This window comes from Leeuwenhoekiella sp. W20_SRS_FM14 (assembly GCF_052119605.1).
GTDB lineage: Bacteria > Bacteroidota > Bacteroidia > Flavobacteriales > Flavobacteriaceae > Leeuwenhoekiella.
The window spans coordinates 92,241-108,607 of sequence record NZ_JBGQOK010000010.1 but is presented as its reverse complement, the minus strand read 5'-3'; the positions used below and the strand labels follow the sequence as shown (position 1 = coordinate 108,607).

General features: G+C 37.2%; 9 protein-coding genes and 1 pseudogene. 5 read left to right on the top strand and 5 right to left on the bottom strand.

What is annotated here, in order from left to right:
• The 3 genes and pseudogenes from ACEN25_RS15515 to ACEN25_RS15505 all read left to right on the top strand — a co-directional run.
• A pseudogene (locus ACEN25_RS15515) lies at positions 1-243 on the top strand (hypothetical protein); the annotation flags it as partial.
• 63 nt (positions 244-306) lie between these two features.
• A complete protein-coding gene (locus ACEN25_RS15510; RefSeq protein WP_441803710.1) occupies positions 307-636 on the top strand; it encodes a hypothetical protein in 330 nt (109 codons plus the stop codon).
• 195 nt (positions 637-831) lie between these two features.
• Positions 832-2,202 carry a sigma-54-dependent transcriptional regulator gene (locus ACEN25_RS15505; protein ID WP_441803709.1) on the top strand — a complete coding sequence of 457 codons (1,371 nt, stop codon included), beginning with the start codon at positions 832-834 and terminating at the stop codon, positions 2,200-2,202.
• Here ACEN25_RS15505 and ACEN25_RS15500 read toward each other — a convergent pair.
• A complete protein-coding gene (locus tag ACEN25_RS15500; protein WP_441803708.1) occupies positions 2,192-4,585 on the bottom strand; it encodes an ATP-binding protein in 2,394 nt (797 codons plus the stop codon). The two genes, ACEN25_RS15505 and ACEN25_RS15500, sit on opposite strands and share 11 nt — an antisense overlap.
• Before the next feature lie 285 nt (positions 4,586-4,870).
• Between ACEN25_RS15500 and ACEN25_RS15495 the strand changes: the two genes are divergently transcribed.
• On the top strand, positions 4,871-7,090 hold the full coding sequence (locus tag ACEN25_RS15495) for a TonB-dependent receptor (protein WP_441803707.1): 2,220 nt from the start codon (positions 4,871-4,873) through the stop codon (positions 7,088-7,090).
• 49 nt (positions 7,091-7,139) lie between these two features.
• On the opposite strand, the gene ACEN25_RS15490 is transcribed toward ACEN25_RS15495, so the two are convergent.
• Positions 7,140-7,565 (bottom strand): hypothetical protein, encoded by a 426-nt coding sequence (locus ACEN25_RS15490; RefSeq protein WP_441803706.1) that lies wholly within the window; start codon positions 7,563-7,565, stop codon positions 7,140-7,142.
• 192 nt (positions 7,566-7,757) lie between these two features.
• Between ACEN25_RS15490 and greA the strand changes: the two genes are divergently transcribed.
• A complete protein-coding gene (gene greA, locus ACEN25_RS15485) occupies positions 7,758-8,234 on the top strand; it encodes a transcription elongation factor GreA (RefSeq protein WP_441803705.1) in 477 nt (158 codons plus the stop codon).
• Positions 8,235-8,306: 72 nt separating this feature from the next.
• On the opposite strand, the gene ACEN25_RS15480 is transcribed toward greA, so the two are convergent.
• The 3 genes from ACEN25_RS15480 to ACEN25_RS15470 all read right to left on the bottom strand — a co-directional run bounded on the left by ACEN25_RS15480 (position 8,307) and on the right by ACEN25_RS15470 (position 16,251).
• A complete protein-coding gene (locus ACEN25_RS15480; protein ID WP_441803704.1) occupies positions 8,307-10,889 on the bottom strand; it encodes an alpha/beta hydrolase-fold protein in 2,583 nt (860 codons plus the stop codon).
• A 65-nt stretch (positions 10,890-10,954) separates the two neighbouring features.
• A complete protein-coding gene (locus tag ACEN25_RS15475; RefSeq protein WP_441803703.1) occupies positions 10,955-12,817 on the bottom strand; it encodes a SusD/RagB family nutrient-binding outer membrane lipoprotein in 1,863 nt (620 codons plus the stop codon).
• 17 nt (positions 12,818-12,834) lie between these two features.
• The gene (locus tag ACEN25_RS15470) at positions 12,835-16,251 is read right to left on the bottom strand and encodes a SusC/RagA family TonB-linked outer membrane protein (protein WP_441803702.1); all 3,417 of its coding nucleotides are present in this window, start codon (positions 16,249-16,251) and stop codon (positions 12,835-12,837) included.
• Positions 16,252-16,367: the final 116 nt, after the last annotated feature.

Sequence of the window (16,367 nt, the reverse complement as noted above, 5' to 3'; positions counted from 1 at the left end):
GATGTTGCAATGAACCAAACAGAAGCACAAGCTCCGGTACAGGATGGTTTTGAAAAAATAGAAACAGCTGCACTTCCAGAAACAGTTACAAATGCAGTAACAGCAGATAAAGCAGGTTCTGAAGTAACCGAGGCTTTTTTTAATGAAGAATTAGGAGTGTATAAGTTGATGTTACAGGCAGAAGGTGCAGAAGCAGAAACAGCATATATCAACGCAGAAGGAAAATGGGTTACTTTAAAGTAATTTAAAGTAAAAAGTAATTATTATAAATCACGACACTTAGGTGTTAATCTAAAATATCAAATTATGAAAAAGTTAGTAATGACCGTAGCAGCCGCAACAACAATGCTTTTTGCAGCTCAAAATATGACCGCACAAGAGACAACAAAAGATGTAGCAATGAATGAAACAGAGGCGCAGGCACCTGTAGCAGATGGCTATGAGAAAATTGAAGTTTCAGAATTGCCTGTAACGGTAACTGATGCAATTGAAGCAGATAAAGCAGGAGCTGAAGTAACAGAAGCCTGGGTTGATGCAGAGAAAAAAACGTTCAAACTTATTTTAGTAGCTGAAGGTGCAGAAGCAGAGACTGCTTACATCAATGCAGCTGGTGAGTGGGTTGAACCAAAAGAGTAGTTTAATTCCCTTGAATTTTTAAGTTAGAATGGTTAGAAATTCAGAAAAAACCCCGACGAAAGTCGGGGTTTTTTGTTTTTAATACAATCAGTTTTTGAAAATATAAGAGATTAAAATCCGTTATGTATTTTATGATTTATTTGACCTCAGTCACACCTTGGGTTTAGTATTTTTAAACTTATAAAATTAAAACAGTTGACTAGTATTCTAATTATTGAAGATGATGTAGCATTTTGTAAAATGCTGGAGACCTTTTTGAGCAGGCGCGATTTTAAAGTAACAAGCGCTTTTACTGCCGAAGAAGCCCGAAAGATTTTAGATACAACCACCATAAATCTTGTATTAACAGATGTACGTTTGCCAGATGATGATGGTCTTAGTATTTTAAAACACGTTATACAAATAAATCAGAATATACCCGTAATTCTTATGACGGGTTATGCAGAAGTGAATAAGGCAGTTCAGGCAATGAAGGAAGGTGCTTTTGACTACATTTCTAAACCGGTACGACCCGATGAATTACTGCAAATAATAGAAAAAGCACTTCAGAAAAATAACAGTGCAAAAGTAACTCAGAACGTAGCAGAAGTAAAGCAAGAAGCTGTTGTTGAACCTAAGTTTAAAAGTGCGGCAAAATCCCAGTTTATAAAAGGTATAAGTGATGCTTCGGCAAAACTCAATCAATATGTAGATTTAGTAGCGCCCACAACAATGTCTGTTTTAGTAATAGGTGATAGTGGTACGGGTAAAGAATACGTTGCAAAAAATATTCACGATAGAAGCAAACGAAAGGAGCATCCATTTATCGCAGTAGATTGTGGTGCCATTCCAAAAGAATTAGCGAGCAGTGAGTTTTTTGGTCATAAAAAAGGTTCATTTACAGGAGCCTTAACAGATAAAATAGGTCACTTTGAAGCGGCAAATGGGGGTACACTTTTTTTAGATGAAATAGGAAACCTCTCTTACGAGCTGCAAGTTCAATTGTTAAGAGCTTTGCAGGAACGCAAGGTAAAACCGGTAGGTGCAAATACTGAAATTCCGGTAGATATACGTGTTGTAGCAGCAACAAATGAGGATCTCGCTGAAGCTGTTAAAAAAGGTGACTTTAGAGAAGATCTATACCACAGACTTAATGAATTTTCAATTAAAGTACCGAGGTTAAGTAAACGTAAAGAAGATTTACGATTGTTTGTAAGTGCATTTTTGCAACGTGCAAATCTGGAGTTAGAGAAAGATGTTGAGGGCTTTAGCGAAGAAGCGATGCAGGCTTTAGAGCGTTACGACTGGCCGGGAAACTTACGAGAGCTTCAAAACATTGTAAAACGATCTGTTTTACTAACTCAGCATACCACGATACCTTTAGAATTATTGCCTCAGGAAATTACAAGTTTTAAAGAAGATGCGTCAAAACAAGACTTTAGTTTATTTAAAAATGCAAATGAGCAGGAACTTATATTAGATGCTCTAGAGGAAGCAAACGGTAATAAAAGTAAAGCCGCACGTATTCTTAATGTAGATCGTAAAACGCTTTACAATAAGTTAAAACAATACGATATTAAACTTTAAAGTGAAGTCGTAAATTTTTAAGTAATTCATTGGTGTCTTTCTCCACAATATGAATAAGGGATTTCAATACTTTTTTAGAAATTGTTTTTCCGTCAGGATTCTCTAGCTTTTCTAATATTTTAACTATAGATGTTGCTTCTAACTGGCGCATCATAGGTAGCATTTTATGAGCGATTTCTTTAAGTTGCCCTGGGTTTTCTGCGTGCGTATTAAGTAAGATAATATTTTCTTCGGCAGTTTCTATAAATACGACGATAATAGATTTTAACGACTCAGGATCATCATCAGCAAAAGCATTAAGCGCATCTAAATTGTAAGCCTGGTCTGTATGTTGATTGTTTTCTTGAAGTGGTTTAACCGTAAAATTGAGATTCTTAATAATAGCTATAAGGTGATCTGGTTTGTAAGGTTTTTTTAGATTACTGGTGAATCCTAATTTTTTATAATCGTCATCTTCTAATTTTCCATTCCCGGAAAGTGCTATAACGGGAGTCTCTTTTAAACGTATATCCTGCCTAATTTTTTTAATAAGTTCGATACCATCTAGAATGGGCATTTGTATATCGGTTAGAATAAGGTCAAAGGTATTGTGCTCTAATTGGTCTAGCGCTTCTTTACCGTTTGTTGCAGCAGTAATGGTGTAAGGGTGACTTTTTAGCGTTTCTTGAGCAAGTTTTATTTGCATGGGTTCATCATCTACCAGCAATATATTTTTAGGAATGCTGGTGTTAAACTCTTCAGTAATGGTCGGGGAGGTTTCCATTTTTTGCCCCGTTTCTTCTACAGGAATACTAAGTGTAAATGTGCTTCCTTTTCCAAGTTCGCTTTCAAGTTTCAGCTTACCATTTAATAAATCTGCAAGTTTTTGAGAGATTGAAAGGCCCAAACCAAAGCCGCCATATTTCTGAGAAATATGATCTTCCGCTTGCGAAAATTCTTTAAATATAATTTTCTGTTTGTGTTTTGCGATACCTATTCCTGTATCTGCAACAGCTATGATCAAATTTGCCTTTTCTAAAACTAATGAAATAGTAATGCTGCCTGAGTCTGTAAACTTATAGGCATTAGTAATTAGGTTTGAGACAATTTGTTTTATACGGAAAGGATCACTTAAAAACAGACGATCTAATTCTTGAGGTACGTCAACTTTGAGATTTACATCTAGTTTCCCAACAGCCGGGATTGCCACAGCTATAATGTCTTCAATAAGATTTTTAGGATTAAATGGTACTTTTTCAATCTTAATTTTACCGGCCTCTAACTTTGAGAAATCAAGAAGGTCATTTACCAGCTGAAGCATATATTCGCCAGACTTTTCTATGGTTTGCAAATAACGGTTTTGTGTGGCATCTACGCTGGTTTTTTGCAGCAAATCTGTAAACCCTATAACGGTATTTAAAGGGGAACGCATATCGTGTGTGATGGTCGCCATTAGCTGCTCTCTACTTTTTAGAAGCGATTTAGCCACTTTATTGCTTTTTTGTAATTCGGTGTTGTATTGTTGACTTCGTGACGCATCTTTAAAAATCATAATCACAAAACCCAGAGCCAGAACAATACTTATTAGACCTATAATCTTTAAGGTTTTTGAAATCTCATCAATTCGCGAATTCAAAAGGTCTTCACGTTGTTTTGCAGATAACAGGCCTTCCTGTTCAAACGAACTTAAAAGCGTTCTAATCTTCAGGTTAATTTCTCGGTCGTTTTTAAGCAGATTATTCTCTTTATTTATAATGTCTATTTCCAGCTGTTTTTTACGGTCTTCAATTTTTGCCAGTGTTTCCCGCACAGTCTTAGCCATTGATGTTAGATTTTGATCGGGGTCTGCATTGTCTTTGCGCAGATATTCGAGATAATCTACAATCACTTTTTTAGTATATGCATCTACAGAATCAAGTCTGGGATCGTTAGAATAATCTTCAAAATAGATGTCTTCCTTCGTTAATTCGGCAAGAGCCTCATCATAGTAATTACGGGAGTATTGCTCCCTGCGCAACTGTACCATTGCGCTTATGTTTGTGGTTTTTGTATTTAGAAGTATTTTAATGCTGTCCAGTTGTTGGGTGAGCATTCTGGTTGTGGTTAATGCGCGTAAGGAGTCGAGTTGAGGGGAGATGCTATCTACTATCACCCGGTATTGTTTAAATTGATCTTGAGAGCCCGTAGCCATTGCAGTACGGCCTATGGTCTCTGCCTCATACAAATAACTTAGAGCATTACTGGTGTAGGTAAGCTTTTTGTTTGTAGTGGCAGACTCTTTCTCAGGATAAATAAATGTTTTGATTTGCGGGTAAATAAACCAGACACCTACAATAATTAAAAGGGCGATTAAAAAGTAGCCTGCAAGTACTTTAAGGGTAATAGATCGCTTTGTGTTTTTCATAAAAAGGTATTCGGTTTAAAATTAATCTTATGCGAAACAAAAGCCCTTAATTTTTTTATAAAAGCAGAACTATTGTACTACATTTGCCGCTCAATCTCAAAGGGGTGCTTAAACTTTCTATTTAGAAACGCAAGCTGAGATCACACCCAATGAACCTGGGCAGGTAATGCTGCCAAGGGAAACGTTTAAAAGTATAGATGTATTCAATATTGCTTTTAAACAACATTGCTTTTATTTAATAATTTCACAGAATAATCGCCCCTTTTATTTGTAATAATTTTACGAATGAAAACTCTTTTATTTGCATGTGTAGCTTCTATAACAACCTGGGGAGCACTCGCACAGCAAAAACCATCAGACACTACTAGCGTAAATACGTTAAACGAAGTTTTAGTGAAATCTGTACGCGTTAATGCAGACTCCCCAATTACCTTTAGTAACCTTTCTAAAGAAGAAATCAACCAGCGTAATCTGGGTCAGGATTTACCCATTTTGCTTAATTTTTTACCCAGCGTTGTAACCACATCAGATGCGGGTGCGGGAGTGGGTTACACGGGTTTTCGCGTACGCGGAACAGGAAATCAAGGAATTAATGTTACCATAAATGGTATCCCATATAACGATTCTGAAAGTCTTACAACCTTTTTTGTAAACCTTCAGGATTTTAGTAGTTCGGTACAAAGTTTACAATTGCAACGTGGTGTAGGTACTTCTACAAATGGAGCCGGAGCTTTTGGAGCGAGTTTAAATATTCTTACCGAAGCTATAGATAATAAGGCATACGCCGAAGTTAGTGCTTCGGGAGGATCATTTAATACTCGTAGAGCCAATGTGAAATTTGGAACAGGTCTTATAGGTGATCACTTTAGCTTTTCGGGAAGATTATCAACTATCAAATCAGACGGGTACGTTGACCGTGCCAGCTCAGACTTAAAATCTTATTATTTACAGGGAGGCTACCGCGACGAAAATACGTTGATAAAGGTTATAGGTTTTGGAGGTGCTGAGGTTACTTATCAATCGTGGAATGGTATAGATGCCGAAACACTGGCAACAGACAGAACTTTTAACCCTATAGGTTTTCAATACGATGATGCCGGAAACCTGCAAGGTTTTTATGACAATCAGGTAGATAATTATAAGCAAGACCATTTACAAATTTTATGGAATCAAAAATACGGCGGCGGCTGGTCAACAAATCTCAGTTTAAACTATACGATGGGACGTGGCTTTTTTGAAGAATATGTGGACTCGTGGTATTACGCAAATGTCAATTTTAGTGACGATGCAACATTTGATTTTATAGGCTGGGAGCCGTATCAAGTTGAGGGTTCTTTACAAACCGATACTGATTTAGTACGTCGTCGCTGGTTAGATAATCGTTATTATGTAGCTAATTTAACTACTAATTATTCAGACGAAAACATCGATTTTGATGCCGGGGTTTTTGGTAGTATATACAGCGGTGATCACTACGGTGAAATCACTTGGGCTCGGTATTTTTCACAAACTGAAGAACCGGGTTACCGTTATTATTTTGGGACAGCAGATAAAAATGAGTTTACCACATTTGCTAAGGCTACGTGGCGAATAGACGATACCTGGAGTGTGTTTGGAGATTTACAAGAAAGGTTTATATCTTACCAAACAGATGGTTTAAATGATGACAGGGAAGAATTTGTCATTGATAAAAAGTTTTCATTTTTTAATCCTAAAGCAGGATTAACAGTTAGCCTTGATACCTCAAACAAGGTTTATGCATCTTATGCACGCGCAAACCGAGAACCCAATCGCACAGATTTTGAAAATGGAAATCCCGTACCCGAAACTTTAAATGATTTTGAATTAGGCTATCGCTTTACTCAGGAGCGAGCTCGTATTTATGCAAACCTGTATTATATGGATTATCGTGATCAATTAGTATTAACAGGTGCAATTGACGATGTGGGTGCTCCCATACGTCAAAACAGCGGTTCAAGTTATCGACTGGGATTAGAAGTGGAGGCTGCTGTAGAGCTTATACCCCGTATTCTCGCGGTATCCCCTAACATTGCCTTAAGCACAAATAAAAACAGAGATTTTCTATTTGAGAGAGATGGTGTTCTACAAAATTTAGGAAATACAAATATTTCGTATTCACCAAATATTATAGCAGGAAATCGTTTAGATGTTTTTCCTTTAAAAAGTTTGAGATTGTCGTTACTTTCTAAATATGTAGGTGAGCAATACCTTGGTAATATAGACGCAGAAAGTTCTAAGCTAGACGCCTATTTTATAAATGATTTTAATGTGCAGTATGATCTGGAGGAAATAGGTTTTGCAAAATCTATAACGCTAACCGCTTTAGTAAATAACATATTTGATAAAAAGTATGTTTCAAACGGATATTTCTTTACCTATGATGATGACTTTACAAACCCGGGAACCATAACTACGGTTGAAGGGACGGGATATTATCCGCAGGCAGGAATTAATTTTTTAATAGGAGCAACGATTAGGTTTTAGGGGACTCATTGTGTTGCTTTACAGCCGGCATCTGTCGGCTGTTTTTATTTTAATTAGAAACATTAATCCCACTTCCGGTTTGCGAAACCCGGTATTCTATAAGTGTGTAAGGTAATTGTTTGCCTAGATCCTGGCCGGTATAAAGTGTATAGGTGTTTTCTTCACAAGAACATTTAGCTTCAACTCCATTTAAATTCATCGTAGAACATTCATTAGGTACGTGATTGGGATCTGTAGCTTCCCAGGCACGTATTCCTGCACCGGTATTAATTACAAAAATACCTCGTACACCGGCATTAGCAACAAACACCGCATTACCGGGAAACTGCAAAACGCTGTATTCTGGTAAATTTGTGTTTAAACTTATGGTAAATGATATGGGATTTATATTGAGGTTATTAGTACGATTATCATCTGTGCTGCAGGAGAGAAAAGCAACGGTAAGAACTACAATAGCTGAGATTTTATTGAACATTTTTGATAAAAGATGAATTGTCAATTTATAAGATTTTAAAAGTAAGAATTAATAAATTCGTATATTAGCAACAGATAATCCCGTTTTTGATGGGATTTTTTGTGTTTATAGCACTGCGCATACATTATGCTGTGAACAGCCAAATGATAAAACGAAGATACGCAGATTACATTGTATTTAATAAATGAAGTTATGAGTAAGGTAGCATACTATACAGAAGAAGGATTAAAGAAATTAAGAGACGAACTTAATCATTTGAAAGATGTAGAGCGTCCTAAATCCTCACAGGCAATTGCAGAAGCGAGAGATAAAGGTGATTTAAGTGAGAATGCAGAATATGACGCAGCTAAAGAAGCACAGGGAATGCTTGAAATGCGTATTTCTAAGATGGAAGAAATTGTTGCTAATGCACGTATTATAGATGAATCACAATTAGATACTTCAAAAGCATTAGTACATTCTACGGTTACGATTAAAAATCAGTTAAACGGAATGGAAATGAAATATAAGTTAGTAGCTCAAAGCGAAGCCGACTTAAAAACCGGGAAAATTTCGGTTGATTCTCCTATTGGTAAAGGTTTATTAGGTAAAAAAGTAGGGGATGTTGCAGAAATTAGCGTTCCTAACGGGACTATGAAGTTTGACGTAATTGATATTACAAGAGACTAACCCCTTTATTTAATAAAGTTTTATAGCTGAGTTCATAACAAGGAATCCTTTTATGAACTCAGCTTTTTTAATTTAATTTCTCCAGATAAAATCTCCTTTGTCAACAGACCAGTCATTGCCAAAGAAACCACTGGCTTTAACACCTTCAATTCCTTTTGTAAGCATCGTATTGTCAAATATTAAAACGTCTGGAAAGGTGGTTCCGTTTTCAAGATAGTCATTGGCATATGCCGCTTTCATACCTTCAATACCTGTAGCTGTTACAACACCTATACTTGCAATAGCGCTATCTGTTCTGGGATAAATAAATAGTGCACCCCAGGAATCACCAGTAAGCGATTTTGAACCCATCTCAATTTTATTTGTTGAAACCTGAATGGGGCTGTCTTTCAAAAGTTTGTTCCAGGCTGTATTATTGCTTTTGTTTCCGTAGATAATAATGTTCTGATCAGGATAATTACTTGCTTTAAAATCACGATCTTTTACAAGTTCTACAGAACCATTTGCACGGTACCAGAATTTTTCAGCATCAAATTTAGCCCGGTTATAATACCATTCATTCTCCTCATTAGAACCGTTAGAGGCATAAACAAAAACCATATTATTTCTAAAGGTATCTTTGAATCCGCCATTTCGGTGAGGCCCTTTTTCACGAGCTTGAGGAGCCTTGATACGAGCCCATGTTCCTAAATTATTTTCTAAATAGATTGTTTCTTTAGAGGGGAAAGTTAATTGCTGATTATCGATAGCTAATGTATCATTTGTTATTGCTGCATTCTGTAAATCTATGCGCAGTACGGCTGAGTTTATTGTTGTGATATTTAGTTTGCCGTCTTCTTTTTTCAATTTAAATGAACTTATTTCAAAGGGTTTTTTCTGCTGAAGAATACTAACATAATGAGAACCGGCAGAAACTCCGGGAGAACCCGTTGAAAACTCAATCTCATCAATATCTTCTGAAGCCTTAATTTTTCGGGCTTTAAAGAAATCAAAAAGCAAGGGATAATCTACACTCTCGTCACCATACCAGTGTGTTCCGTCAGGATATTCATAATACGAGAAGTCGTTATGAAAAGAGCCTAGCTGCGCACGCATATCGCGGGCTATTGATGTAGGAACTACATTGTCTTTTTCTCCGTGTAAAATATAAACCCCATAATGCAGATAATTGCGTTTTAACTTTAGCGTACGACTGGGATTGCCTGCTCTACGAATGATACTGTCTAAGTGGGCATCTATATCATTATTAAATGTTAGTGTCGCTTTTTTCAAAAAGTCATCTTTAGTCATACCAAAACGGTCAAAACTTTCTGCCGGCATTTCTTTCATACGTTCTATAGAATTGTTGCGGTATAGCAGAAGATCAGGATAACCCGCACAAGGAGCAATAGCAGCAAAGCGATCTGGATAGGTCGCGCCAAGATACCAGGTGCCGTGACCGCCCATAGAATGGCCGGTTAAATAGGTATGTTGTTTATCTGTTTTAAGCAATTTTTCTGCTTCATCAAGAACTTCTATGGCATCAAGTCTACCCCAGTCTTCCCAGGCAAAACCATAAGGTCTGCGGTTAGTAGGTGCCACAAGATGTCCCCAGTCTTTCTGCTTATAAGCATTGGCTTGATTCACCGCTTCTACAGAAGCCCCATGAACAGAGAAAAACAAGGCCTGATTGTCTGTGTCTTTAGTAAGAGAAGGTGCTAAACTGTAATATTGTACACTGCCATCTACCTGACTTATAAACGTGTTTTTATGATGTTTATATTTTGATTTTACAGCGAGTTCTAAGGTATCTGTACTTAGTGTTTTTCCAGATTTGTCCATTAATGTAATCACAGCATTTATAGTTTCCTGTTGTGCTAAATTTTTAGGGATTGCAATTTGAAATGGGACTTTTCTAATGATTAGAGGCGAGATGTTAGGAACCTGAGAGCTCATCTCAGCATCCCCTATTTTTACGTGAATCTTTCCATTTTTAAACCAGTCGTCTGTTGTATTCATTACCCTAATTGCACCATATACCGGTTTAGACTCCTCAATTAAAAGGTCTGGAAGTGTGAGATCTCTTTTAGTAAATTGAATAGGTTGATCTGCCTTTAAGAGTCTGGCACGCATTGTAGCAAAGCGCCCGCCAGAAAGCACAAATTCATTTTTGCCTTTATTGAGTTTTACAGGTATTAAATTCCATCCAAAATCATAGTGATCACCCTCATGAGGTAACCCATTAATTAAAACATTAGTATGTCCTGAAGCTTCAAAAAGTACAGTTTGTTCGGTTTCTGAATTATATTCTAGATATAAATACCCAGAGCGCAAACCGCGATCAGCAAATTCATTTTTCTCTTGTGTTGTTAGGGGTTCCCACTCAAGAGTTTTACCAGAAAAAGCATCAATTATTTTGATTTCTTCTATTGATGTGTTTACTTTTTTGTTGAGTATTTGTGCAAAAACAGGATCACTTGAAACGGCATCATTATTAAACGTAAATCCTTGTTTTTTTAAAATTAATCCTTCAGTAAATAAATGCAGGATCTCACCTTCGTTGACGTCTTCTACTTTTTCTTTACCAAAATATTGAACGATGTTACCTTGTTGATTCTGGGCAAATGACAAAGAAGTTACCGCGAGTAAACTGAATAAAAGCCAGCTAAATTTCATTATCTATGTATTTAAATTAAAAACGGGTCACTGTTGAATGACCCGTTAGCATTAGTATTTAAAACCTATTGTTTAGGCCCTGCACCATAATTAGGGTTTTGTTTATCAAACCACAAACGCTCTGTGTTTAAGACTTGCGGGTCATTAGATCCCGTTGTAAAGCCTTGTTCCATGTATGCGTTGTTGTAGTTGTTGTAATTACTGTTGTCTTCAGTAGGAGTTCTCACAGTAAAACGGCGCGGTACTGTTGCAGAAGAGCCTCCGGTTAAGAATGGGTCTCTGGGCAGAATTGTACTTGCAGTTTTAGGAATTCCAGATCTTCTTACAGTCGTCCATAAATCACCGGGCATTGCCGCAAAATTTATGTATTGCTGTATGTACACTTTTTCTAAACCGTCTGTACTCAAATCATATGCAGGCTGAAGTAATAAGTTAACGATCTCTTCATCTCTTAATTTTGTTGCGCCAGCTTCAGCTAGTGCTGCATCCATATAGACAGGGTCTTCATCATAGTATGGGAAACCATTGTTTTCAGCAAGCATATCTAAAACACGTGCAGAAAACTCAACGCCGCGGTTTAAATAGTCCTGTGCATCTCCCGGAATGTTTGCTCCCAGAAGTTTAAATTCTGCCAGATATAAATTAGTCTCAGCAGATGATCCTAAAATCACTTTTAAAGGTGGAAAGTTATCGTTGCGTTGCAACACACGACCATTTGGTTTAGTAGGGTAGGTAAAGCCATATCCTGTACGAGTAATACGCTCTGCAAAATTTGAAGTAGATGTATAGGTTTTTTCAGCTCCGTCAAGATTAACTCTATTGTTAATTCCTTGATTAAAATAAACATCATTTGCACCTATAAAAGCAGCATCTGGAGATAAGGGTACTCCAAAATAACGTACCCAGGGCTCACCCGGTCCAGACCATCCTTCAAAATTGCCGTCTGCATCTAAAATTACATACTGTTCAACATAAGGCGGTAAATCCTGTCCTGCATCAATAAATGCCTGTATCACCTCACCGTTAAATGAGTTTTTATCAAAAAGTACTTTAACTCTAGGGTCTTTATTAGCCACCATAAAATCTATAAGCTCTATAGACCCTGCACCTGCGCCCATAGGATTACCCGTGCCTCTGTAATTTATATCACGTTGATAGATAAAATCATCACTCAAATTATCCATATATCCTGCAGGAGAGTTTGCTACCTCTTCTGCTATAGCTAATGCTTTTGCACGATCTGTATTGATCAAACGTGCTGCAATTTTTAATTTAAGCAGATTGCAAAATTTTGCCCATTTTGCATAATCTCCGCCATAAATCACGTCATTGTCACCTATTTCAAATTGATTAGAAGCGCTTAAATCTTCAATAGCCATATCTAATTCTTCAAGCCATATTGTATATAATTCTTCTTGTGTATCAAATTCAGGATTAAATAGTGGAGGCGAAGTATAGGGAGCTAAACCGGCTTGTGTGTAAATCATAGAGCCATAAAGGTCTGAATACAGCATAGACGGAAAGATTTGAACCGGGTAGGTCATTGCTTTTAACGCTCTTCTTGCTTGTTGCTCTTCCTCGCTTAATGCCTCTATTTGAGCTCTAATATCTCTGGTGTTAGGTATCACCTCGCGGTATATATACAGGCGGTCTGCAACAGGTCCCATTTCAAAAATAGCTTCAGAATTTGCACCACTTCCGGTAGCCGTTGCTACTTGTGACCACGGGTACGCGTAATCAAAATTATCATAGAACCAGATGAGGTAATCGTCGCCATACATTTGTTCTACTGCTTTAGTCATCGAGAATCGCAAATCAGGATCTGATAATGCCGATGGGTCGCTATTTAATTCAGCAAAACTGTCTTTATCGCACGCAGAGACAAATACCAGTAGTAGAATTAAAAATATGTTTATCGTTTTTTTCATTTTTTCTTTCTGTTAAATTAAAAATCTAGAGAAATCGTCATGGTGTAACTTGCTGTATACGGAGTAAATGAGCGCTCTCTAAACGAATCTGCACTTCCTGTACCTCTAAAACTTTCTGGGTTAATATTGTTAGGTAAAGAATTATATATGTAGCCTAAGTTTCGTGCATTAACACCTATATAAAGATTGCGTGCATTTAACTTGTCGCTTATACTTTTTGGCAGGTTATATCCTAAAGAAATATTTCTTATAGCGATATATTTTACCTCTTTAAACCAATTATCGTTAACAACTCCCTGACCCCATGAGTTTGTGAAATAATTATAGAAACTGGCATGAGTGGGTTCTACTAGTCCCTGGTCGTAAGCTTCCTGATACGTCATGCCGCCTACATTAACGCTCTCACCACTAGGAGCGGTAATCATTTGACCTTCTTGAAAAATACCTTCTGGGATGATACCATCAGAATAGGTGCGTCCTTCAATATCTGAATATTGAGAAGTCCAGCTAACTCCACCATTTGCTTCATCTCTACCTCTTAGAGAAGAATCAAGATATCCATAAGCAGTACCATATCTGCTTGAATATGATGCGATGTGGCCACCATATCTAGCATCTAATAATACAGAAAGAGATACGCCTTTATAGGTAAATTCATTGCTTAATGAACCTTCAAAATCTGGCTGAACTTTACCTACCTTTTCTACTGTCCCACTGCGTTGATAATAAGCGCCACGTCTAGAATCACTGTAGGTAAGTAGTTTCATTCCGTTACGCGGATCGTCTATGGGATTACCGGCGTCGTCTACAGATTGCCACGTCTTTATAGCACTATCAGACATTAACACACCATATTCGCCATCTTCAAAGGCAACAGAACCTATTCTAAAGTTTCCGTAGCTGATATCGCCGCCTAATGTTTTGAAACCTCCGAAGGCATCATCAAGATCTTTAACTTTTGTGGTATTATTCCAGTAATTGAAAGTTGCATTCCATTCAAAATTCTGAGTTTTTACAGGAGAACCATAAAGACTTAATTCAACCCCATAATTACTTAAGGTACCTATGTTAGTTAAATATTGAGTGTAACCCGCTTCAGCATTTACCGGAACATTACCAATTTGGTTTTTAATAGTCTCATTATAATATGCAAAATCAACACCTAGACGATTGTTTAAAAAACGGGCATCAAGGCCAAATTCATATGAGTTTTTACGTTCTGGAATAAGTTCTCGGTTAACAAGTGTTTTTGATATTGAATTGTTGTAAACAAAATTGCCGTCATTCATCTCATATCTGCCAATAGCGTATCCGGGATTTATTACATACGGGTCTGTGTCGCTACCTACCTGCGCCCAGGAAGCTCTTAATTTTCCAAAAGTTACCCAATCTGGTGTTTTAAAAGTTTCGCTTAAAAGCCAGGAACTAGACACAGAAGGGTAGAAGTAGGAGTTTGTGCCGGTTCCGTTAGTGTAAACCAGGGCAGAAGACCAGTCATTTCTACCGGTAATGTCTAAGAACAATTGATCTTTATAGCCAAAACTAGATAAGAAATAAAGCGAGTTTATTTGTTTGGTGCCAAAGATACCTGCATCAGAAATAAGATTTCTTCTTGAGTTGTCCATAAAAAATCTACCCGGTACAATTAAACCACCATCTGTTCTCACATTACTATATGATTTTTCTTGATCAAATATTTCTGCACCTATTAAGAGTGTTGAAGAAATATCTTCGCTTATGTCTTTATGAATATCAAAAGTAATTTTTCCGTTACGTGTTAAATCTCTAGAGTGATTTAAAACATACTGCCCACCTTCATTTGCATAACCACTACCTAATGCTTTAGACTCATATTTTGTGGTATAATCATTAGCACTAGCCTGTGCGGTTATAGTTAACCAGTCTGTTGCTTCAGCAGAAAGAGTAATAACAGGACGCGAGACAGTCTCTTTACTTCTATCATCTATGGTATTGTAGTTAAACCATAAACCGCTATTGGGAGCAAAGGCAAACTCATCATTAAATTGCGCATTAGGTACACCTCCGTGTGGCGCCTGCCAAAAACGGCGTTGTGAATATTTTTCAGTATTGTAAATACGTTCAAAACCACCTTCAAAGAAGTTTTGTGATATAGCATCTAGCGCGTTTTGTGCATTAGATTGGGTGAAAGACATAGATCCGCTAGCTTTTAACCAGGGGGTTAAATTATAAGTAGCTCTAAATAAAATTGCATTTCTCTCAAAGCTGTTACTTGGTAAAGTACCTGTTCTTTTGTTATAAGAATCAGATAGATAAAAGCTACCCTTGTCGTTAGCGCCACTTACTGAAAATGAAGTGTTTGTATTAATACCTGTCTCATAGGCATCTTTCATGTTATTTTTTTGAGCAACATAGGGTATTAAACTCCCATCATAATCTTCTATTAGCGAACCGTCAAAACGTGGGCCGTAGCTTAAGCCGCCGCCTGCGTGGCCTATTAAAGTAGCCTGGCCTTCATTATTATAATAGAATTGCCCTGTGTCAAAACGATAAAAATTATTGTTTTCATCTCTGTTACCGTAGCCAATATAACCGGCGAGTGTACCGGGACCAAATTGATTTTGTAAATCTGGAGTGTCAAAAACGTAATCAATACCTATAGATTGTTTTACTGAAACACCAATCCCGCGAGAACCAGAACCATCTTTAGTTTCGATTAAAACCACTCCATTAATACCGCGAGAACCATATAATGCAGTTGCTGCAGCTCCTTTAAGTACCGAAACAGATTTGTAATCATCTGGGTTAAGATTTTTTAAGATGTTACCATAGTCATTGGCACTTGCTGCCCAGTCTGCAGAGTTGTCTTTAGATTCGGTATTTTCAAGTATTACCCCGTCAATAACGAATATAGGTTGATTGTTTGTAGAGTTTAATGAAGAAACACCTCGAATCTGAATTTTTGAATTACCGAATAATCCACCGTCTGAAGCGCCAATACTAACCCCAGCAACCTTACCCTGTAAGGCTTGAACGGGATTAACCGTATTTGTTTTTGCCAGTTCTTCACCGCTTACTTCGGTCATAGCATAACCCAGCTTTTTAACTTCACGCTTAATACCAAGGGCTGTTATTACCACCTCATTTAAAGCTTCTGTGCTCACAACAAAATTTACATTGATTTCATTTTTTCCTGCAACAGCAACTTCCTGAGTGGTGAAGCCTATCATCGAAAATACAAGTGTTGCACCTGAAGAAACTTCAATAGTATAATTACCATCAAAATCAGATACGGTTCCGTTACCTGTTCCTTTTTCTGATATGGTAACACCCGGTATGGGCATTCCGTTTTCAGAATCTAAAATTGTTCCTGACACCTGTTGTTGCTGTGCGCAAATACTCTGTACACACAGAAAAAACAACGGCAGTACTAAATACAGTAGCTTTTGTTTCATAAATGTTTTATTTAATAGATCTAAATTGTTAGTTACATCTAAGTAGCAGAAAAGGTTAAAAAAAACATAATGAATTAGACAGACGTCACTTGTGAATCGACAGACGACGAATTTTG